Raw genomic sequence first — 20,027 nt, forward strand, 5'->3', positions numbered from 1 at the left:
GCCGATTCCCCAGGAGGTGACTCCGTGCGCCACGAGGACCTGACGGAGACCGACTGCGGTATCGCGCAGGCGCTGAGCGTGGTCGGCGATTGGCAGACGCTGCTGGTGGTCCGGGAAACCGCCGCCGGGGTGACCCGGTTCGACGCCTTGCAACGCGAGCTCGGTATCAGCCGGCGCGCGCTGGCGGAGAAGCTGGTACGCCTTGTGGAGCAGGGGATTCTGCAGCGGCGCGCGTATTCGGATCGGCCGCCGCGCTACGACTACGTCCTGACGTCCATGGGCGAGGGGCTGTTGCCGGTGCTGCTCGCGCTGCAGGACTTCGGCACGCGGCATGTGATGGGCGACGGTTCGGCCAGCGCCGCGCCGGCGAGCCCTGAGGTCCAGCGCCTCGAGCGACTTGTCGGGACCCGGTTACCGTCCCTGGAACTGGTCGGTCACGACGGCGTACCCATCGCGCTGCCAGGGGACCGGCCGACAGTGGTGTTCTTCTTCCCGGCGGCTTGGCCACCTCATGCGAACGGCTATCCGCCAGGATGGGGCGACATCCCCGGCGCGCGTGGCTGCACGTTGGAGTGCCTGTCCTTCGCGAAGGCCCATGATGACTTCGTGGCCGCAGGCGCCCAGGTGGTCGGTGTGAGCAGCCAGCGGCCCGACCAGCAGGCCGCCTTCGCGGAGCACGCCAAGCTGCCCTATTTGCTCGCCTCGGACCAAGATGGCCGCGCCGCAACAGCGCTCAGGCTGCCGGTGTTCCGTGCCAGTGGCGGCGAATGGCTCAAGCGCGTCACGATCCTCCTCGACCACGCGGGCGTCGTACGGCACGTGCAAGCCCCGATCACCGACCCGCAGGGCTCCGTGCAAGAGATGCTTGCCCTGGTAACCACCTGGACGCGCTGAATCCCGCTCAGTTCGGTGGCTATCCGGGAAAAGTGGCTATCCGGGAAAAGCCTGCCAGTGTCCTTCGGAGATGACCTCAACCGTGCCGTCGTACACCTTGATGGCGGTCTGGTCGTCGATGGCGTACGCCGGACCGGCGATGCCGGCGGCCCACTTCTCTGCCTCGGCGATGGTGTTCTGCGGCATGAGTTCGTGGTCCAGGTGCGGGAAGATCGAGAAGTCGACGACTCCGAGCGTGCGGTCGTTGGGGGCAGACGGCCAGGAGACGAAGTCGTCGCCGATCCGCGGTGTCATCACCATGCTGCCGGCGCTCATGCCGGCCCAGACCGTGTCGGGCAGCGACGACATGACCTCCGACAGCCCCGATTGCCGCATCCAGTGGCACAGGTACGTCGCGTCGCCGCCATCCACCAGCAAGACGTCGGCCTCCCGGACCCACGGCACCCACCGCTCCTCGCCGATGCTGGGCAGGGCGGTGAGCTCCAGGACCCCCAAGGACGCCCAGCCCAAGCTCGTCATCGTGTGCCACGGAGCCTCGCCGGCGACGAAGCGTCGCACCGAGGCGGGCCCGAGCATCGGATGGCCCCACTGCGCCGTGGGAATGCAGAGCGCACGGCACGCGGAGATCGGCTTGCCCAGAAGGTCGATCAGTGCATCGCGAATGCTGTCGTTCGTCACGCCTCCGGAAGTGAGCAGGAGCTGCACAACGCCTCCCAGATCGAGTGGTTTGGTGGAATTGCTGATCGTGGTTGTGCGATTGTCGCGCAACCACGACCGCTCGAGGTTACCTGGATACTTCGGCGCACGCGTAGAGGTAGGGGTCGCGGCCGTGGCGACGGAAATGCCCGTCATCTTGGAAGGAGACGTGACCGCAGTACGTTTTTGTGCCGGTGAAAGGAATTGCGACCGTCTTGGTGCAATAGTTCGCCCCGGCGCAGACCGGTGCGCCGACCGATCCGCCCATTCGCACTGGTGAGGTCGCCATCACGGTGAGAACGCCGTAGCCTGCGCCGTTCCGTGGTGCCGCGCAGCCGTGGAAGGTGCCGCGCAGGTTCACTTTGCCGTTGACCGAATACCGTCCCATCGACGCGGTGATCTGGCACTGCGCGCCGGTGCCGTAATAGCCCCACTTCCAGATGTACGACGAAGCCACGGGATCGGCCACCGCGGTCTGGACCGGCGACAATCCCGCCGCGACAACGGCGCTCGCGAGTACCGCACCACCGGCAACCCGGCGTAATCGTGAAATGGCCATTATCCGTACCTCATTCCCCAGAGCCAGCAAAACTTCGGGCTCTTCGGACGGTAGTACCGGCCATGGAACATGAACACGCACAATCCGTACAATCCACTCATACAATCAGCGCCGGCCCGTCCGGGAATGCGCTCCTGCCGGCGTGCGGCACGCCGGCTCGTAGGCCACGTCGGCTCGTAGGCACGCCGGCTCGTAGGCACGTCGGCTCGACGGGCCCAGGTGAGTGGTAGACGCATTCGGGTCGCCCGGCCGCGTCCGGTCCCCGTATTCCGACCGTCGACCGTCGGACTAGGGGGTGGACCCGTCAGATTTCGCACGTCCACCCCCCATTCCGACCGCCGACGGTCGGAATACGCGGCGTCCCGGAACGACGGCTCACCGTGGGCGCACGGAACGACGGCTCACCGTGGGCGCACGGAACGACGGCTCACCTTGGGCGTACGGAAGGCGCGGGGGACCGCATCCACGACGTGCGGCGCGATGCGTTCGGGGCGCCAGCGCAGGACCCGGCGGAAGTCCAGGCTGTGGTCGGCCAGCGGTACGACGACAGTGCCCGGCAGCGGGTCGATCGTGGGTGCGCAGGTCGCGATTCCCCGCCGGCGGCGATCAGTTGTTCGACCTCGTGGTGGCCGAGCTCGTCGGCCCGGAAGTGCGGGGTGAAGCCCACGGCCTCGCAGGCGGCTCGCTGAGCGGCGATCGCGCCGTCTCGTCTGCCCGCGGGCGGCACGATCCAGGTCTCGTCGGCCAGGTCGGTCAGGCTGACCCGCGGTTGACCGGCCAGCCGGTGGTCGGCGGCCATGATGATGAGCGCCGGTTCGGGGTCGACCATCTTGCGTTCGTTGACGCCCGATGGGCACGGCGGCGCGTGGGCCTCGTCGCAGACCATCAGCATGGCGATGTCCAGTACGTCGGCGGCGAGCAGGTCCGTCAGCGACCCGCCGCACGGATCGACCTGGGGCCGGATCTCGCGCCCTTCCAGCTCCCGTTCGAGCCGGGACAGCCAGCTGACGAAGGTCACGGTGCTGACCGATCCGAGTCGCAGCGGGCTGGCCACACCGTCGTACTTGGAGCTGCTGGTGATCAGGTCGTCCATGTCGGCCAGCAGAGGCTATACCGAGCCCGGGACCCGTCTTGATCACGCGCCCACCGGCCGGCGTGATCAGCCGCGGCGGGTCCATTGTTCGAGGACCACGAGGGTTTTGGTGCTGGCGATGGCTTCGGCGGACCGCAGGGAGCTGACGACGCGGCGCAGGTCTTCGACGCCCTCGACCTGGATTCGAACCAAGGCGTCTGGGTCACCCGCGAGGGTGAGCACCTCCTGGACCTCGGGGATCTGCGCGACGAATTCCATGATCTGCGCGAGATCGAGGTCGTCGGCGAAGTGGAGTTCGGTCATCGCCTCGATGCCGGTCGCGATCCGGCCGTGGTTGATCTTCACGGTGTACCGCTCGATCACGCCGAGCTTCTCCAGTCGCGCGATCCGCCGCTGCACCGGCGCGACGGTGAGACCGACCGCGGTCGCGATCTCGCGGAGTGGGCGGCGAGCGTTTTCCCGGAGGAGATCGAGGATTTTTCGATCGGTCTGATCCAGGATCGCTTGATCGGTCACGCAACAAACCTTACTCCGTAGGCGCACTATCTTGCGCAGATCGCCCGCAGGCCGTGACGAACATTGCGGATCGTCGCCAAACTCAACGATCAACCTTGTCGGCCGCTCGCGTAGACCTCAGGCTCGGGGGAACCGCCGCGCACCCCTGGAGAGCCGATGACGACCATCGCCCCCGACGAGATCACCGTGGAGCGCCGCACCGTGGCGCCGTACGACCTCGCCGATCGGTTCCGTCCGTCCGGTCCGCCGACGCTGCTGACCGGCGTACAGGCGATCGCGCGGCTGCTGGTCGAACATCGCGCGCTCGACCGGCGCCGGGGAATGCGTACCGCGTCCTTCGTTTCCGGCTACCAGGGCAGTCCGCTCGGCGGGCTCGACCGGCTGCTGGCGGATCTGCGCGAAGTGCTCGACGAGAACGACATCCGGTTCGTGCCCGGCCTCAACGAGGAACTGGCCGCGACCTCGGTATGGGGCAGCCAGATCGACCTGCCGCTCGGTAACGGCACTCATGACGGCGTCACCGGCTTCTGGTACGGCAAGGGCCCGGGCGTGGACCGCGCCACGGACGCGTTGCGCCACGCGAACATGTACGGCGTCAATCCGCACGGTGGCGCCGTACTCCTGGTCGGTGACGATCCGGCCTCGAAGTCCTCGACCGTGCCGGCGGTGAGCGAGCGATCGCTGGCCACGCTGGGCATTCCGGTGCTCTTCCCGCGCAACGCCGCCGAGATCGTGACGCTCGGCCTGCACGCGATCGAGATGTCGCGGACGTCGGGCTGCGTCGTCGCGATCAAGATCGTCGCGGACGTTGCCGACGGCGCCTGGGCGGTCGGCAGCGCCGCGAGCGACGTGGCCCCGGTCGTGCCCGCGATCGAGTGGGAGGGCAAGCCCTACCGCTACGAGCAGCGCCCGATGGTCCTCCGCCCCGACGCCATCGTGCGCGCCGAAGCGGATCTTGTCGGGCCCCGGACCGAACTGGTTCGCACGTACGCCGTTGCCAACGGCATCGACGTGCTTGACATCGACCCGCCCCACGCGAAGGTCGGGTTTGTTGCCTCGGGCAGCTGTTACGACTCGATGCGGCAGGCAATGACCGACCTCGGCGTCACCGACGAAGCGCTTGCCCAGGCGGGCATTCGGGTACTGCGACTGGGGCTGATGAGTCCCGTTGCCACCGGCACCATTCACTCGTTCGCCGCTGGGCTGGACCGGATCGTGGTGGTCGAGGACAAGACGTCGTTCGTCGAGACCCAGATCCGCGAGATCCTTTACGGCACTCCGAACGCTCCGCAGATCCTCGGCAAGCGTGACGCCGTGGGCCGTGCGCTGATCCCCGCTGATGGCGAACTCACCTCGGGCCGTCTGCTGTCCCCGATGCGGCACGTACTTGCGGACCTGGTCGCGATCACGCCGCCGGCCGCGAAACGGATCCAGCTTCCGCTGCTGTCGACCAGCCGGTCGGCGTACTTCTGCAGTGGTTGCCCCCACAACCGTTCCACCGCGCTGCCCGAGGGGTCGATGGGCGGCGGCGGTATCGGCTGTCACGCCATGGTCACCATCTCCGATCGCGAGGACAGCGCCGTCACCGGTGTCACCCAGATGGGTGGCGAAGGGGCGCAGTGGATCGGCCAGGCCTGGTTCACCGACGCGGGCCACATCTTCCAGAATGTTGGCGACGGCACCTTCTTCCACTCCGGCCAGCTGGCGGTGCAGGCCTGCATCGCCGCCGGCGTGAACATCACCTACAAGGTGCTCTACAACGACGTCGTCGCGATGACCGGCGCCCAGGACGCCGAAGGCGCGTTGACCGTGCCGCAGTTGACGCACAAGTTGCGTACCGAAGGCGTGCAGAAGATCATCGTCTGCGCCGACGAACCGGAACGGCACCGCCGCCGCGACCTTGCCGACGGCACCCTGCTCTGGCACCGCGACCGCCTCGACGAGGCGCAGCACATGTTGCGGGAGATCCCTGGCGTCACCGTGCTGATCTACGACCAGCACTGCGCCGCCGATGCCCGCCGCCAGCGCAAGCGCGGCACTCTGCCTGCCCGTACCCAACGCGTCGTCATCAACGAGGCAGTCTGCGAGGGTTGTGGCGACTGTGGTGTGAAGAGCAACTGCTTGTCGGTCCAGCCGGTCGACACCGAGTACGGCCGTAAGACCCGCATCGAGCAGACCTCCTGCAACACCGACTTCAGCTGTCTCGACGGCGACTGCCCGTCATTCGTGACGGTTGAGACCGCGCCTCGCCGTACTCGTAAGGGCACCAGTAAGAAGAAGCGGGCGTCCTTCCCGGCGCCGCCTTCGGTTGCGCCGAGCAGCGCCGAGGACCGGATCGCCGGTACCCAGAACGTATTCATGGCCGGCATCGGCGGCACCGGCATCGTCACGGTGAACCAGGTGCTCGCCACCGCCGCGTTCCGGGCCGGCTATGCCGTCGAGTCGCTCGACCAGACCGGTTTGAGTCAGAAGGCTGGTCCGGTCACCGGCCACCTGCGGTTTGCCGACGGCGACCTCGAACCAGCCAACCGACTCACGCCGGGCTCTGCGGACTGCCTGCTCGGATTCGACCTGCTCACGCTCGCCGAAGACCGGAACCTTGCCTATGGCAACGTTGCGTCGACGCGGATCGTCGTCTCGACCAGCCGTACCGCGACCGGCGCGATGGTGTACGACCCGTCCGTCCAGCATCCGGAGGAGGCAGGCCTGCTGGCGCGGGTGCGCACCGCAGGGCGGGACATGTTCGACTTCGACGCCCTTGAGGCGGGTGAGCGGATCTTCGGCAACACCATTGCCGCGAACTTCCTGCTGGTCGGCGCCGCCTACCAGACCGGTGCCCTCCGGCTCCCCGCCGCTGCCATCGAGGAAGCCATCGAGATCAACGGCACCGCGGTCGCCGCGAACATCGCCGCGTTCCGCTGGGGCCGCGCGGCCGTCACCGACCCCGCCGCGTTCCGCGCCGCCGGAACGGTGCCCACCCCGGCGGCGGAGCGCGTCGTACCGGCCTCGGTCGCGGCTTCCGGCCTCCAGGGCGAGGTACTCCGCCTCGTCTCCCAGCGCGCCGCCGACCTCGTCGCCTACCAGAACGTGAAGCTCGCCGACTCGTACGTCGACTTCGTCGCGCGCATCGCGGCCGCCGAGCAGGCGGTCACCACCGAGACGCGCTTCACCGAGGCGGTCGCCCGCAACCTGTTCAAGCTGACGGCGTACAAGGACGAGTACGAGGTCGCCCGGCTGCTCACCGACCAGGAGTTCCTCGACAGCACGGGGGAGTCCTTCCCCGGTGGCGTGGTGTCCTTCAAGCTGCACCCGCCGGTGCTGCGGGCGATGGGTCGTACGAAGAAGATGTCCTTCGGGCCCAAGTCCCACGGCGCGCTACGCGTCCTCGCGCGGCTCAAGCCGCTGCGCGGGACTCGCGCCGACCTGTTCGGCTACGCGCATCTCCGCAGGGTCGAGCGCGAACTGCGGGACCACTACCGCGCGACCGTCGCCAAGTTGGCCGCCGAGCTGGACCTCACGTCGTACGAGCGCGCAGTGCAGGTCGCGAGCCTGCCCGACTTGGTCCGTGGCTACGAGTCGGTCAAGCTGCGCAACATCGAGCGCTACGCCGACGCCCTGCAAAACCTAGGTATCGAGCCGCCCGCGCAGCGGTAGCCCCTCCTGGAACCCGGCGGCCGAGGCGGCTCCGTGGGTGGTCTGGGTGCTGCATGGGGTTGCAGCAACGTGCAGATTGCTTGCTGTGGATGAGGGTGCGCTTCTAGGGTTCCGGGGCAGTGGGATCCGTTGCTCATAAGGCCTTTCGGCCGCTCCGCCTGGGGGAATTCATGTCGCGCATGCGCAGGGTCGTGCTGGCTGTCGCTGTCCTTCTCGCCGGCTTCGGGTTCGCGCCTGGGGCGGTCGCGGTGCCGGCGGCCGATCCGGTCAAGCCGATAGTGGTCGACGGGCCGGTGGTGAGCAATACGACGACCGTGGCCGGGTCGAAGGCGAAGTTCACCTTCAGCGGTACGGCCGGGCAGAAGGTGTTCACCGCGCTCGGCTCGGATGGTCCGACGAGTCTCGTGAACGGCGCCGTACTCACTGGGCCGGCCGGCGAGCAGCTCGGCACGGCAGGGTCGTACGTCGGGTTGCTGCCGAGCGGGTTCGTCGATGTGGTGGTACTGCCCACGACCGGGACCTACACGATCACCGTAGACCCGGGCGGTACGAGAGTGGGTACCTACACGGCCCAGGTGAACTCGGTGCCCGTGCCCGCGACGGGCTCGGCAACGATCGATGGGCCGACCGCAAAGCTGACAATCGCCAAGCGCGGACAGCTGGCCGAAGTCCGGTTCACGGGAACCGCCGGCCAGTTCGTGCACTTCCACTTGGATTCAGCCGCGGTGACCAGTGGCGCGGTGACGATGTGGGCGCCGGACGGCACCCTGATGTACGACGACATGTTGTGGGCGTCCTGGCTCGACTACGAGGTAGACCGATACACGCTGCCCCAGACAGGGGAGTACCGCGTGCTCGTCGACCCGACCAGCTTCCGTACCGGCGTACTCGACTTCGCGGTCAACACCATCCCCGCCGACGCGGTCATCCCGGCCGTGGTAGACGGCGCGGCCGTTGCCGTGGGTAACTCTGTGCCCGGGCAGAACCAGCGAATGACCTTCACCGCCACTGAGGGGCAGCGCATCGTCATCACCTGCGTACGAATCGCCGCGGAAGACAACGATCAGACCTTCCTGCTGGTCGGCCCGGACGGAAGCAAGGCGGTCGGCTTCTGCGGGGAATTCGATCGCGGCATCCTCTTCGACACCCGGGCGATGTCCGCCGGCAGCTGGTCGGTCGAGATCGACCCGAAACGCTCGTACATCCGTAAGCCGACTCTGCGCGTGCTATCCGTACCAGCCGACCACGTGGTGGACTCCAGCCTCGGCGCCAGTCCCTCGATGAGCCTTGCCATCGGGCAGAAGGCGGTCGTCCGGTTCGCCCTCACGGCCGGGCAGCGGTACTTCGTTGGTTGCACGCTGGCCAACGCCAGCCACGATGTCGCGGTCACGTTCGAGTTGTTGCGGCCTGACGGCACCCGGGAGAAGACGGCGAACTGCTACGCGAGCAACGGCGGGCAGCTGTTCGATACGACAGCGGCGCCGGTTGCCGGGACGTGGAGCGTACGGATCTCTCCGCGCCTGAATGCCGCCACCGGCGCCACTCTCCGCCTTCACGCGGTCGGTGCCGACGTAGTCAAGACCGCCACGGTCGGCGGCGCGGCAGCGAGTGCGGCAACCACGCCAGGCCAAGGCGCGCGGATCAACTTCACCGCAACGGCAAACCTCCGCATCAAGGCCACCATCACCGCCTCGACCTACCCCTCCAACCTCGGCACCGTCGAACTGCGCAACGCCGCCGGCACCCGCCTCACCTCGATGTCGCTAGCCAAGGCCAGCACCCTCACCTACACCGTCCCAACCGCCGGCACCTACTCGCTAGTGGTTGATCCACGCCACGCCGACGCCGGCTCAGCCACCTACACCGTCGCCAGAGGCTGAGCCCGTTCTCGTAGGCGGTCGATCGGCCGCCTGCCACTGGCGGGCCTGCGGGCGGACCCGCTGGCCAAGTCACAACTGGCCGATCGCGGCAATGGTGTGGCCGGACTTCGGGCACACCCAACTCGGGCGACCGGGCGACTGGGTCGGGGTGAGCGGATGGGAATCGGGGTGTTCCGGACATTCGGGCCAGGTGGCCGGGAGGCCGAGGCGGCCAAGTTCCTCGAGGACGAACTCCTGCACCTGATCGGCGATATGCACGATCCGGTCGGGTGGTGCCATCTCGATCGGCGCGAGCAGCCCGGTACGCGCCGTACGGCCCGACAGCATCCACACCGACTCGTACGACGGATCGCTGTCGACTGGCTCCGGCAGCAGGTGCAACGTGATCCCACCGGTGTTCCGGAGATCCCGCACGACCAACTCCAGCGCGGCCTCGAAGGGAGTATTCACCCGAGTCAGTCTGCCAGCGTGCGCCCCGCCCAGGTTCTCGACCCGGTGGCGCCATCGAGGGTATGCCGAACGTGATCCTTACGTACGCCGCTCATCTTCAGGAATGCCTACGGCGTGCTTGGGCGGTTAGCTGGAAGATCTTTGGGCACAAGGTGAAGGGCCCGATGAGCCACAAGGACTAGTGGCCGCAAGCACGCATCGCCCTTTGATTGGAGAACCGCCTGATGATCGGCTTCATCGTTGCTGGACTGGTGATCGGTGCGCTCGCGCGCCTGATCAAGCCGGGCAAGCAGAACCTCGGCTGGATCGCCACACTCTTGCTGGGCCTGGTCGGCTCCGTCATCGGTGGCGTCATCGCCAACCTGCTCGGCACCGGCGACATCTTCGAACTGAACGTACTCGGCTTCGTGGTGGCCGTCATCGCGTCCGTCGCCCTGGTTGGAACCGCGGAGGCCTTGACCTCCCGCAACAAGGCCTGAGCCAGATAGTTGTTCGTGGCCCCGACCAGAATTTTGGTCGGGGCCACGTCGCGGCAGGCCAAAGCAGAAGAGGTGTTCGACATCGCGTCGTTCGCCTATCTGCCGGATTTTGTTGCTGAGCAGGACTTGCCGGCCGCGAACCGAGCGTTGCAGGGATCCTCGACGGCTGCCCAGGTGGGTGGTCCGGGTTTGGCCGGCCTGTTGGTGCAATTGCTTGGACCCGCAATCGCGTTGCTGGTCGACGCGATCTCCTATCTGGCGAGCGCGGTCGGCATCGCTGCCGCGCGTCGCGCTGAAGCCGCGCCGCACTCGACCGACGAGCGACCCGGTCTGTGGGAAGGTGTGCGGCAGATCAAGGTCAGCCCGTTCCTGCGATCGTTGACGCTTGGTGTTGCGATCTACAACGCCGCCGCGCAGATCATGGTGGTCAACCTGGTGATCCTCGCGGTCAAGGAGCGAGGCCTGTCCCCAGGTGGTTACGGCATTGCTTTGAGCGCGGGTGGCGTCGGCGCGTTCGTGGGCGCGATGATCGCGCTACGCCCCGCGAAGCGATTCGGTTATGGGCCCACCTTGCTCGGATCGATCACCCTGTCGACGGGTGTGCCGCTGGCGCTGGCGTTTTTGCCCGGTCGTGGCTTGGAGTACGGCGTTCTGCTCGGCCTGGTGCAGTTCGGAGCCGGAATCGGCCTCGGCGGCGCCAACGTGATGTCGGTGACCATCCGCCAATTGCTGATCCCACGCTCATCCCTGGCCCGGAGCAACGGCGCCTATCGCACCTTCACCTTCGGCGTGCTACCAGTCGGTGCCGCGCTGGGCGGGGTGCTGGGCAGCGCTTTCGGGCCCACCGCGGCGGTCGCGATCGGCACAATCGGTATGGCGCTGTCCGCGCTCCCGATGTTCGTCGTCCGGGAAGTCCGCACGCTCGCAACCCCAGTAGCCATCGCGGCTTGAACCAGGTGCTGACCCGCTCAAGCGCGTGATGGACGTCCGTCGCGCCGGCCTCGCTAGAGCGATCATGCCTCGGGAGCCCTGTGCCGGCGGAACCGCGAACGGAACTTGGCGTCGTACTCCAGGCTCACGTATCCCGAAGAGTGCACCGCGACCGCGAGGATTCCCATGGCCAGGAACACGATCCCCGCAATCATCGAGATGTGCCAGAAGGCCGCCGTGATACCCACGAACGCCGAGGCTTGGGCGATCGCCCGGGCCGCCGTCACCATCGGCGCCTTGGTCGTCCGACGGCGAAACGCCTCCTGCCGGTTCAGGACCAGGAGCGCGGCGAGCAACGGTATCGAGACGGCGAACGCGATGACGCAGACCGTCGCCGACGTATCGAGCGACGTTTCGGTCAGGAACGGCTGCACCATCACCAGGCCGGCGCCCACCAGGCCGCCGTAGGTCAGGTTCGACTGGCGGATCCATTCCTCTTGAACTGCCGGATCCGCGGTGACGGTTTCGGTCTCCCGCAGTACGCGCTCGGCCTCAATGGCCGCGTTCGCCTCGGCCGCGGCTTCGATGAGGCGCGCCTGTTCAGCCGTCAAGTCCTTGTCCTCGTTCATGCGCCAATCCTCCCGAAGCCACTCGGCGACCGCGAGCCGGGTCTCTGTCACCTGACGGCCGAGATGCGCGGTTCCGGCAGCGGGTTCTGCAACGCGGACAACGCAGCCGGTGCCGCTGCACAGTTCACTGTGAACGTGTCGGCGGCGGGTACCGCGACAGTGGGAGTCCGCTTCGCCAACGGCAGCACGACCCCCGACCGGCAGACGTCATCGTGAACGGCTCGACGGTGCAGAACGCCTCGTTCGACGGCACGGGGGCGTGGTCGACCTGGGTCACGAGAACCCGGTAAGTCCTCGACAAAAATTTCAAGGGCCTTCGCCTGCATCCGTGATTGACTTCGATCCATGCAGGTCGATACCCGTGAGGTCGTACTGTTCGAGAAGTCCCGGCCGCGGCTGGAGGCGATCGCGTACCGGTTGCTGGGTTCGGCGGCCGACGCCGAGGACGCGGTACAGGACACGTACCTGCGCTGGCAGGCCGCCGACCACGAGCGCGTCGAGACGCCGGAGGCGTGGCTGACGAAGGTGCTCACCAACATCTGCCTCAACCGGCTCACCTCGGCGCGGGCCAAGCGCGAGACCTACGTGGGCCAGTGGTTGCCGGAGCCGGTCCTGGCCGGTGACCGGATGCTTGGGCCGTCCGAGACCATCGAGCAGCGCGAATCGGTCTCGATCGCGATGCTCACCCTGATGGAGCGGCTTTCGGCCAACGAACGGGTCGTGTACGTCCTGCGCGAGGCGTTCGGCTACGCGCACGGCGAGATCGCCGAGATTCTCGACCTCACCGAAGCGAACTGCCAGCAGATCTACCGGCGCGCCAAGCAGCACCTGGCCACCGGCCGGACCCGCGTGGAGGTCGACGCGGCCGGCGCGCGCAAGATCGTCGAGGAGTTCCTCGCCGCGGCGCTCAGCGGCAACACCGACTCGCTGGTGAAGATGCTCGCCGACGACGCGATCAGCGCGGGTGACACCGGCGGCATGTTCGTGACCCTGCCGAAGCCGGTCACCGGCGCGCTGAAAGTGGCGAGGTTCCTGCGCACCCTGTTCACGCCCGACGAGGCCAAGCGGGAGATGGTCGGCGGCAGTCCCTCGGTGTTCGCGGGCGTCACCAACGGCGTACCCGCGCTGGTGATGACGGACGGCGACCGGGTCGCCATCGTCGTCTCCTTCGAGGTGACCACCGAGGGCATCACGGCCATCCATAGCCAGGCCAACCCCGCCAAGCTCGAACGCGCCACCCGCGCGTGGGCCACCTCCGACCACGGTGAACCACTCGTCGAAAGCTGGTGACCCAGGTCACATTCCACTTCTGTCAGGTTTCGCATCGCTGTCCGGTTCAAGATGCGACACCAACCAGACAGGAGTGGAACCATGACGCACCGCATCGTCGTTCTCGGGGCCGGTTACGCCGGAGCCAACGCGGCCGGACGCCTCGCCAAGCGGCTGCACCCCGCTGACACCGAGATCACCCTCGTCAACGCCGATCCCGAGTTCGTCGAGCGCGTGCGCATGCACCAGCTGGCGACCGGTCAAAACCTCAAGCCCCGCAAGCTGACTGACGTTTTCGCGGGCACCGGCGTGCGGGTCCGGCTGGCGCGGGTCACCGCGGTCGACGCCGAACGCAAGATCGTGACCACCAACACCGCAGACATCGCCTACGACACCCTCGTCTACGCCCTCGGCAGCGCTGCGGCCGCCTGCGGTGTGCCCGGAGTCGCCGAGTACGCCACCGACATCGCCGGCAAGCAGTCCGCGCTGCGACTGCGCGCACGGCTGGCCGAACTCCAGGCAGGCGCGACTGTGCTCGTCGTCGGCGGTGGCCTCACCGGCATCGAAGCGGTCACCGAGATCGCGGAGGCCCGGCCAGACCTCGAGGTGTCCCTGGCCGCCCGCGGTGTCTTCGGCGCCTGGCTGAGCGACAAAGGCCAAAAGCACCTGCGGCAGGCGGTGGACCGCCTCGGCATCACCGTGCACGAACACACCGACATCGCACGCGTTCAGCCCGCCGGCGTCATCACGACCGACGGCCGCCAGATCCCGGCGCAGGTAACCGTGTGGACAGCCGGTTTCGCCGTCCACCCCATCGCCAAGGCCACCACCTTGGAGGTTTCCCCGACAGGACAGATCGTCGTCGACGACACCATGCGGTCAGTCTCACACCCCGACGTGTACGCCGTCGGTGACGCCGCCTTCGCCCACGGCGCCAACGGCACCCCGCTGCGGATGTCTTGCGCCTCAGGCGTTCCAGCCGCGCAGCTGGCCGCCGACGCCATCGCCGCGCGCCTGACCGGACGCGCGGTTCCGAAAAACACCATCGGCTACAACGGCCAATGCATCAGCCTCGGCCGCTCCGACGCCCTGGTGCAATGGGTCACCCCCGATGACCAGCCCAAACCCTCCGTCCTCACCGGAAAATCGGCCGCACGGGTCAAGGAACTCGTCTGCAAAACCGCGGCCTGGAGCATCTCCCACCCGATGATGCTGAAACCCGCCCGCCGCCGGCACCTCGCCCAAACCCCGGCCCCAGCCAACACAACCCCCGAACCCGCACTCCAATCCTGAACGCGATCAAGCCGAACGCCGGCCGGCCCCCACCCGGCCGGCACACACCTTCGCCCAGTGGGCCCGCGACAACGCGGATGCCCTCCGAGCCGCGATCCCCAGCCAGGGAAGGCGAGCACAACCATGACCCCACCTCACGAGGCCGCGATCACCGGCCAGATCGACCACATCATCACGGGCTTGCGCGCCAAGAACCTCGACGTGCTGGCCCAGGTCTACGCCCCGGATGTCGTCTCCTTCGACATCGATCCTCCGCTGCAACATGTCGGCCTCGCCGCCAAACTGCAGAACTGGGACAGGGTGTTCACGGTCTTCCAGGACGTGAACTACGAGATTCGCGACCTCAAGATCACCGCCGGCGACGATCTCGCCTTCGCCCACGGCTTTGGCCGTCTCAGCGGCAGCCTCAAGAACGGAACGACCACGAACGGCATCTGGGTCCGAGCCACCTTCTGCTTCCGCAAACTCGCCGGCGCCTGGCTCATCACCCACGATCAAATCTCCGTTCCCGTCAGCATCACCAGCGGCAAAGCGATCACCGACCTGGCCCCAGAGATCCACACGGCATCCCCGGTGCGCGATCGGGTGACCCTCGGGCGCCGCCATCAGCAGGCGCTCGCGCAGCACGACCGGTCCGACGACGATGCCTTCCTCACGGACAGGCAGGGGTACGGCGAGCACGTCGGCCCGGTGCTCCCGCAGCGGCCGTACGTGATCGACGATCTCGGCCTCCAGTACGACGCGCGGCGTGGCACAGGGCTGGCGGGACTCGAACCGGATGCGCCTGAAGGGTCAGAACCAGGGTGGTGACGCTGCTGTTGCGTCGTACCGCTCCGAGAGAGTAGGGACCGGGCTAGGCCGGGCGGCGGGCTATGGCGAGCAGCGAGCCGCCGACGGGGAAGTTCAGCCCGGCGCGTACCAAAGCCGACTCGAGCCGCATCACGCCGTAGCAGGCCTTGTTCAGCGGGGCGGCCATGTCGAGCTCTTCCTCGACGTTACCGGCGTCCTTCTTCAGCAGCCGCGACGCCATCATGGCCGGCAGCAGCAGGGAGACGAACGACGCGACCCGGCTGACTTCGAAACCGGCTGCCCGAAGCTCGTCGGTCAGCTCGCGCTTGGTGTACCGCTTGACGTGGTGCGCCGCGACATCGGCCTCGCTCCACAACCACTTGTGCTGCGGCACGGTGATCAGCAGACCGCCGCCGGGCTTCACCGCCTTGTACATTCCAGCCAGTACGGCCGGGGCGTTCTCGACGTGCTCGATCACGTCGAACGCACCGACCACGTCGAACTCGCTGTCGTACGGGCTCTGGGTGGCGTCCTGCTGGCGGAGCTCGACCCCGGACGGCATCCGGATCCGGGCTTTGGCCAGACCCTCCTCGAACAGCTCGGTGCCGACCAGCCGCCAGTCCGGGTGCACCTCCCGGATCCGGCTGATGACGTATCCCGTCCCGCAGCCGAGTTCGAGAAACGACTTCGCGGCCGGGAAGTTGCGATCGAGGGCCCAGTTGATCAGGTCGCTACGGCCCCGGAACCAGAAACTTGCCGCCTCCAGCGCGAAAAGCTTCCCGAAGTGCTCTGGGTCGTAACCACCGCTAGTCATCGCCCGAATGTACGGTCGCCGCAGGGTTATGCCAAGGGGGACGTCGAGTCGGTACTAACTGAGCAGCGCTAACGCGGCGTCCGCGCGGGCGAGTTCCGCGCCGTTGCCGACCTCCACCGCAAGAGCCCGTGCCTGCCGATGGTAGGCGCGGGCCTCGTCTGGTTCGCCGGCAGCTTCACCGAGGGTGTTCAGCACTTCACATTCGAGATCGCGATTGTGGTTGGACCGCGCCACCGCGAGGGCCCGATCGCCATAGCGTCGTGCCGCCGCCACATCTCCGCGCCGGAGGGCGGCCTGACCGAGACCGTGGACGGCGTTGCCCTCCAAAGTCCGCTCACCGGTGATCTCCGAGATTGCCAGGGCTTCTTCCAGCCGGGCCTGCGCCGATGTGATCTCGCCGGCCCTGAGTTCGACAGCCGCCAGCGCATGTAAGGCGTATCCCTCCAGGTCGCGGTTGCCGGCCGTCTTGGCCAGACTCCGGCACCGCTCAAGCTGCGCACGGGCTTCGGCGTCTCGGTCCAGCCGCCAGAGCACGAGTCCGAGGCCGTGGGCGGCGTACCCCTGGATAGTAGGGTCAGCGGGTTCGGCCAGTAGCACGGCGGCTTTCCGCAGACTGGCCAGCGCCTCGTGCAGACGGTCGGCCCGCCAGTGGCACATGCCGAGGCCGTAGTGACCACGCCCGACCAGGTTCTCGTTCGCGAGGCGGCGGCCGATGGCGACGGTTTCTCGATAGTGCGTGGCCGCTTCGCCGGACCTGCCGATCTGCCAGCAAACCATGCCAAGACCGTGTCGCACCTGTCCTTCGAGATCCTCGCAGTGCTGGCGGCGGGACAACTCCAGCGCGACCTGAAGGTTGCTCAGGGCATCGACGTACTGGCCGATCCGCCAGAACGCGAGACCTTCCGCAAAGAGGGCGTATCCGCGCTGGATCTCATCGCCCAGCGACTGCGCGGCAGAGATCGCGAGCGCGTGCATGGACAACGCGTCGTCGTAGTGGCCGCGCAGATCCAGATACGGCCAGAGCAGAATCGCCAGGTCGGTCGCCAGTTCGTGCCGCCCGGACTGTACGGCGAACCGGACGGCGGCCAGCAGATTCGCCCGCTCCGCGTCCAGCCATGCCAACGCCGAAGCCGCCTGCGTCCGGTCGTACGACGTATCCTCCACCGGTCCGGCGTCGAGGTCTGTCTCTTCCCGAGGAGCCGCATCCGGCGACTTGAACCGCTGTGCCGGCGCGACGCCGTCCATCATCTGCACCACTCGTGCGCGGTAATAGCCGAGCAGCCTGACCTGTGCTTCGCTGATCTCGGCCGCCGGATCGTCGGCCCGTACGGCCACCGCGAAGGCGCGGACCAGGTCGTGCAGGTGATACCGATCCGCAACCGCCTGCTGGACCAGATTCCCATCCAGCAGATCCTCGAGTATCCGCCAAGCGTCGCGAACGGGCAGCTCGGTGATCGCCGCAACCGCGCCGGCGTCGAAGTCAGGCCCCGGTATCGCGCTGAGCAGCCGAAAGAGGCGGCGGTGAGCAGGCGCCAACTGCCGGTACGACAGCGAGAAGACCGCCGCGACGCTACGTTCCTGGGCGGTCAGCGCAGTCAGCCGTCGAGTCTCGTCCCGGAGCAGGCCGACCAGGTCGGCGACCTGCCACGCCGATCGGTGCCGCAGCCTGGCAGCCACGATCCGCAAAGCCAGCGGCAAGCGACCGCACAGGTCGACGATCTCCTGGACAGCGGCGTGGTCGACCGGCCCCGCCAACTCCGCCGACGACATCAGCATGGTCGCGGCGTCCGCGGGTGGCGGCACGCACAACGTCAGCGCCTCGACTCCGGCCAGCTCCGGCAACCGCTGCCGGCTCGTGACAAGTACCAGGTACGACCCGGCACCTGGTAGCAGCGGCTGCACCTGACGGGCCGAGGAAGCGTTGTCGAGCACCACCAGGGACCGCCGGCCGGCCAGTGCGGACCGCCACGCCGCAGTACGCTCCGCCAGGCCGGCCGGAATCGCCGAGTCCCCGAAGCCGATCATCCGCAACAGCTCAGCCAATGCCGCCGAGGGCGTCAACGGTTCCTGCTCGGTCGAGTACCCGCGCAGGTCCAGATAGACCACAACCTCCGCGTGCCGCCGCTGCAAATGCATGGCCTGTACGGCGAGAGCGGTCTTTCCGACGCCCGGCATCCCGTCGATCACGACCACGGCACGCTCGGCCGTCGCCGACTCAGCCAGCCGATCCAGCTCCTGGGTACGCCCACTGAAGCCCGCTGTCGCTGCGGGTAGTTCGAATGTCTCGCGTACCGGAGCCGCTGTGGCTCCGCCGTGGGACCGCCGCTGCCGCCGATCCGCTGCCGTCACCAACTCGTCGCGCTGCTCGGGCGAAAGCCGGAGCGCCGCGGCGAGCCGGGTGATCGTCTCAGGCCGCGGATAGCGGCGGCCGCCCTCCAGCGACGAGATGGCGTCGGTGGCGACACCTGACAGCGCCGACAGCTCGGCCTGGGTCAACCCCGCCGACCGCCGATGCCGCCGCAACAAGTCACCGAACATGCCGCCAGCCTAGAGAGCAGCTTCGGCCCGACTCTCGCCTGTCCGCGGGCGTCCAGGCGTTCGTGGGGTGAGGTCTTTGTGCATCAGGGCCGGCGTCCTGGTCTGGGGCGTCCGGTTGTGGGCGGACGAAGCCGATGTCGGCCTGGGCGCGTTAGGTTGATCCCGTGGACGAGCCGCTCATCGCGCGGGGATTCTGGGGACCGCGGCAGGAGACGCCGGATCGGGTCGCCGACAGGTTGCTTGCGTTTCTCGCAGGGCTGGACGAGGTGGTCGGGGAGCGTGTTCGGTGGTCGGCTTCCGAGGCTTCCGAGGCTTCCGGGGCGTCAGGGCGGTCGCTGGCCGGGCCGGACGACGCTCGGCGGATGATCGCCGACGCGTTCCGGGCGAACACCGATGCTCCCCATCTCGGGATCAATCAGGCGTACGACGGGAGTGGGCAGCGGGTCCGCAAGTTCCGGATCAGCATGGGCGTGGGGCGATACTCCGAATCCCCGAACGCGCACAACTCGTTCGTGGTGCGGTGGGCCGGTGCCGAGGCGCTCGCGGACCCGATCCTTCGCCGGGTCGCCGCGGCTTGGGATCCCGACTGGGGCAATGTGACCTCGAGGTCCCTCAGGGATGCTCTGGCCGGGCTGCAACCTGCGGGGAGGCCGGGGCCGGACATCGGGTATCTGAACTACCTCTCCGAGGGCAGGGCACAGGCCTTGCCGAGTGGCCTGGACCTGCAGGTGGTCACGCTCGATGAGGGCGGCGTCATCATCGGCTCGGGCGTCAGCGGCGACCTCCTGCCACTGGAGAAGACCGCCGAGCTCGCCGAAGTGCTCAGGCCCAGCCCGGCCTTCGCCCCAACCCCCACGTCCCGCACCAAGCTCTAGCCGCGCCCTGCCTCGATGCTGTCGAGGCCATCGCGCAGCGGCAGCGCCCACCAGAGAGCACCACGGCCAGGGCACCCATGACGACCGTGACTTTCGCAGCCAGAGTGGGCGATGCCGGCCGACGGGTCCGGAACGGTGTCTCCGTTTTCGTCGGGTTCAGGAGTCGAACCAGGTGTGCTCGACGCTGAAGATCCGCTGCAGCAGAGCCAGGGCGATCAGGCCCATGAGTACGCCGACCGCGCGACGGGCCTTGCCGGGTGTGACGTCGGTGAGCATGGCCATGGCCGCGGCGGCCAGCAGCAGGGCGCCCACGAGGATGGCCAGGCCGTTGGTGTGGTCGAGGGAGGGGAATATGCCGAAGAGGCCGGTAGCGGCCAGGAGGATTCCGGTGGTGATGCCGAAGAGCTGCCCGAGGCCGGTCGCGCCCGAGAACCAGTGCAGCCCCGCACCAGCGGCGACCCCGCCGACGGCCACGCCGATGACCATCGCGCCCAAGGTCCCGAGGAAGGCGATCGAGCCGGCGACGCACGCCCCGAAAAGCAGGGCTGCCATCATCCCGGCGCAGGCTATTCCGATTCGCTCGGCGCCGGTCAGCACGTCGGTTCGCTGGTCGCGCTCGTTCATCGCCGGGAACGGACTGCTGAGATGTTGGCTGCGGTCAGCGGCCTT

The 20,027-nt window shown here is 67.9% G+C and carries 18 protein-coding genes; 9 read left to right on the top strand and 9 right to left on the bottom strand.

From position 1 onward, the window contains the following. The first annotated feature begins 24 nt into the window (after positions 1-24). Positions 25-894, top strand: coding sequence for a winged helix-turn-helix transcriptional regulator (locus tag ACFFGN_RS03605; protein WP_380043822.1), 870 nt, complete (start codon positions 25-27; stop codon positions 892-894). A 36-nt stretch (positions 895-930) separates the two neighbouring features. Here ACFFGN_RS03605 and ACFFGN_RS03610 read toward each other — a convergent pair whose 3' ends face one another. The 4 genes from ACFFGN_RS03610 to ACFFGN_RS03625 all read right to left on the bottom strand — a co-directional run bounded on the left by ACFFGN_RS03610 (position 931) and on the right by ACFFGN_RS03625 (position 3,758). Then, positions 931-1,599, bottom strand: a complete 669-nt coding sequence (locus ACFFGN_RS03610) for a Type 1 glutamine amidotransferase-like domain-containing protein (protein WP_380043823.1) — start codon at positions 1,597-1,599, stop codon at positions 931-933. Positions 1,600-1,678: 79 nt separating this feature from the next. After that, a complete protein-coding gene (locus ACFFGN_RS03615) occupies positions 1,679-2,230 on the bottom strand; it encodes a hypothetical protein (RefSeq protein WP_380043824.1) in 552 nt (183 codons plus the stop codon). A 346-nt stretch (positions 2,231-2,576) separates the two neighbouring features. Beyond that, a complete protein-coding gene (locus tag ACFFGN_RS03620; RefSeq protein WP_380043825.1) occupies positions 2,577-3,242 on the bottom strand; it encodes a LysR substrate-binding domain-containing protein in 666 nt (221 codons plus the stop codon). Positions 3,243-3,308: 66 nt separating this feature from the next. Next, positions 3,309-3,758 (bottom strand): Lrp/AsnC family transcriptional regulator, encoded by a 450-nt coding sequence (locus ACFFGN_RS03625; protein ID WP_380043826.1) that lies wholly within the window; start codon positions 3,756-3,758, stop codon positions 3,309-3,311. A gap of 156 nt (positions 3,759-3,914) precedes the next feature. Here ACFFGN_RS03625 and ACFFGN_RS03630 point away from each other — a divergent pair, with 156 nt between their 5' ends. Both ACFFGN_RS03630 and ACFFGN_RS03635 read left to right on the top strand, forming a co-directional pair. After that, positions 3,915-7,412 carry an indolepyruvate ferredoxin oxidoreductase family protein gene (locus ACFFGN_RS03630; RefSeq protein ID WP_380043827.1) on the top strand — a complete coding sequence of 1,166 codons (3,498 nt, stop codon included), beginning with the start codon at positions 3,915-3,917 and terminating at the stop codon, positions 7,410-7,412. A gap of 179 nt (positions 7,413-7,591) precedes the next feature. Beyond that, a complete protein-coding gene (locus ACFFGN_RS03635) occupies positions 7,592-9,292 on the top strand; it encodes a hypothetical protein (RefSeq protein ID WP_380043828.1) in 1,701 nt (566 codons plus the stop codon). A 69-nt stretch (positions 9,293-9,361) separates the two neighbouring features. Here ACFFGN_RS03635 and ACFFGN_RS03640 read toward each other — a convergent pair whose 3' ends face one another. Further along, positions 9,362-9,742 (bottom strand): DUF8819 family protein, encoded by a 381-nt coding sequence (locus tag ACFFGN_RS03640; protein ID WP_380043829.1) that lies wholly within the window; start codon positions 9,740-9,742, stop codon positions 9,362-9,364. A 224-nt stretch (positions 9,743-9,966) separates the two neighbouring features. Here ACFFGN_RS03640 and ACFFGN_RS03645 point away from each other — a divergent pair, with 224 nt between their 5' ends. Both ACFFGN_RS03645 and ACFFGN_RS03650 read left to right on the top strand, forming a co-directional pair. Continuing rightward, complete coding sequence (locus tag ACFFGN_RS03645) at positions 9,967-10,221, top strand: GlsB/YeaQ/YmgE family stress response membrane protein (protein ID WP_380043830.1); 255 nt, start codon at positions 9,967-9,969, stop codon at positions 10,219-10,221. A 15-nt stretch (positions 10,222-10,236) separates the two neighbouring features. Beyond that, positions 10,237-11,172 (top strand): MFS transporter, encoded by a 936-nt coding sequence (locus tag ACFFGN_RS03650; RefSeq protein WP_380043831.1) that lies wholly within the window; start codon positions 10,237-10,239, stop codon positions 11,170-11,172. Positions 11,173-11,234: 62 nt separating this feature from the next. Here ACFFGN_RS03650 and ACFFGN_RS03655 read toward each other — a convergent pair whose 3' ends face one another. Then, on the bottom strand, positions 11,235-11,780 hold the full coding sequence (locus tag ACFFGN_RS03655) for a hypothetical protein (RefSeq protein WP_380043832.1): 546 nt from the start codon (positions 11,778-11,780) through the stop codon (positions 11,235-11,237). 345 nt (positions 11,781-12,125) lie between these two features. On the opposite strand from ACFFGN_RS03655, the gene sigJ reads away from it, so the two are divergent. From sigJ to ACFFGN_RS03670, 3 genes are all read left to right on the top strand, one after another. Further along, complete coding sequence (gene sigJ / locus ACFFGN_RS03660; RefSeq protein ID WP_380043833.1) at positions 12,126-13,070, top strand: RNA polymerase sigma factor SigJ; 945 nt, start codon at positions 12,126-12,128, stop codon at positions 13,068-13,070. An 81-nt stretch (positions 13,071-13,151) separates the two neighbouring features. Further along, positions 13,152-14,342, top strand: coding sequence for an NAD(P)/FAD-dependent oxidoreductase (locus ACFFGN_RS03665; protein ID WP_380043834.1), 1,191 nt, complete (start codon positions 13,152-13,154; stop codon positions 14,340-14,342). Positions 14,343-14,465: 123 nt separating this feature from the next. Then, a complete protein-coding gene (locus ACFFGN_RS03670) occupies positions 14,466-15,152 on the top strand; it encodes a YybH family protein (RefSeq protein ID WP_380043835.1) in 687 nt (228 codons plus the stop codon). Positions 15,153-15,195: 43 nt separating this feature from the next. Here ACFFGN_RS03670 and ACFFGN_RS03675 read toward each other — a convergent pair whose 3' ends face one another. Both ACFFGN_RS03675 and ACFFGN_RS03680 read right to left on the bottom strand, forming a co-directional pair. Continuing rightward, positions 15,196-15,945, bottom strand: coding sequence for a class I SAM-dependent methyltransferase (locus tag ACFFGN_RS03675; RefSeq protein ID WP_380043836.1), 750 nt, complete (start codon positions 15,943-15,945; stop codon positions 15,196-15,198). A gap of 54 nt (positions 15,946-15,999) precedes the next feature. Continuing rightward, a complete protein-coding gene (locus tag ACFFGN_RS03680) occupies positions 16,000-18,483 on the bottom strand; it encodes an ATP-binding protein (protein ID WP_380043837.1) in 2,484 nt (827 codons plus the stop codon). Between the two features lie 164 nt (positions 18,484-18,647). On the opposite strand from ACFFGN_RS03680, the gene ACFFGN_RS03685 reads away from it, so the two are divergent. Beyond that, positions 18,648-19,358, top strand: a complete 711-nt coding sequence (locus ACFFGN_RS03685; RefSeq protein ID WP_380043838.1) for an Imm52 family immunity protein — start codon at positions 18,648-18,650, stop codon at positions 19,356-19,358. Positions 19,359-19,514: 156 nt separating this feature from the next. Here ACFFGN_RS03685 and ACFFGN_RS03690 read toward each other — a convergent pair whose 3' ends face one another. Next, a complete protein-coding gene (locus ACFFGN_RS03690; RefSeq protein ID WP_380043839.1) occupies positions 19,515-19,982 on the bottom strand; it encodes a hypothetical protein in 468 nt (155 codons plus the stop codon). Positions 19,983-20,027 lie beyond the last annotated feature (45 nt).

The organism is Kribbella deserti, assembly GCF_042434725.1.
GTDB lineage: Bacteria > Actinomycetota > Actinomycetes > Propionibacteriales > Kribbellaceae > Kribbella > Kribbella deserti.

What these genes read in the sequence shown, in the direction of transcription:
- ACFFGN_RS03655 (WP_380043832.1), bottom strand. Translation starts at nt 11,780, where the DNA reads ATGAACGAGGACAAGGACTTGACGGCTGAACAGGCGCGCCTCATCGAA.
- ACFFGN_RS03635 (WP_380043828.1), top strand. Translation starts at nt 7,592, where the DNA reads ATGCGCAGGGTCGTGCTGGCTGTCGCTGTCCTTCTCGCCGGCTTCGGG.
- ACFFGN_RS03630 (WP_380043827.1), top strand. Translation starts at nt 3,915, where the DNA reads ATGACGACCATCGCCCCCGACGAGATCACCGTGGAGCGCCGCACCGTG.
- sigJ (WP_380043833.1), top strand. Translation starts at nt 12,126, where the DNA reads ATGCAGGTCGATACCCGTGAGGTCGTACTGTTCGAGAAGTCCCGGCCG.
- ACFFGN_RS03645 (WP_380043830.1), top strand. Translation starts at nt 9,967, where the DNA reads ATGATCGGCTTCATCGTTGCTGGACTGGTGATCGGTGCGCTCGCGCGC.
- ACFFGN_RS03680 (WP_380043837.1), bottom strand. Translation starts at nt 18,483, where the DNA reads ATGTTCGGTGACTTGTTGCGGCGGCATCGGCGGTCGGCGGGGTTGACC.
- ACFFGN_RS03690 (WP_380043839.1), bottom strand. Translation starts at nt 19,982, where the DNA reads ATGAACGAGCGCGACCAGCGAACCGACGTGCTGACCGGCGCCGAGCGA.
- ACFFGN_RS03675 (WP_380043836.1), bottom strand. Translation starts at nt 15,945, where the DNA reads ATGACTAGCGGTGGTTACGACCCAGAGCACTTCGGGAAGCTTTTCGCG.
- ACFFGN_RS03670 (WP_380043835.1), top strand. Translation starts at nt 14,466, where the DNA reads ATGACCCCACCTCACGAGGCCGCGATCACCGGCCAGATCGACCACATC.
- ACFFGN_RS03620 (WP_380043825.1), bottom strand. Translation starts at nt 3,242, where the DNA reads ATGGACGACCTGATCACCAGCAGCTCCAAGTACGACGGTGTGGCCAGC.
- ACFFGN_RS03665 (WP_380043834.1), top strand. Translation starts at nt 13,152, where the DNA reads ATGACGCACCGCATCGTCGTTCTCGGGGCCGGTTACGCCGGAGCCAAC.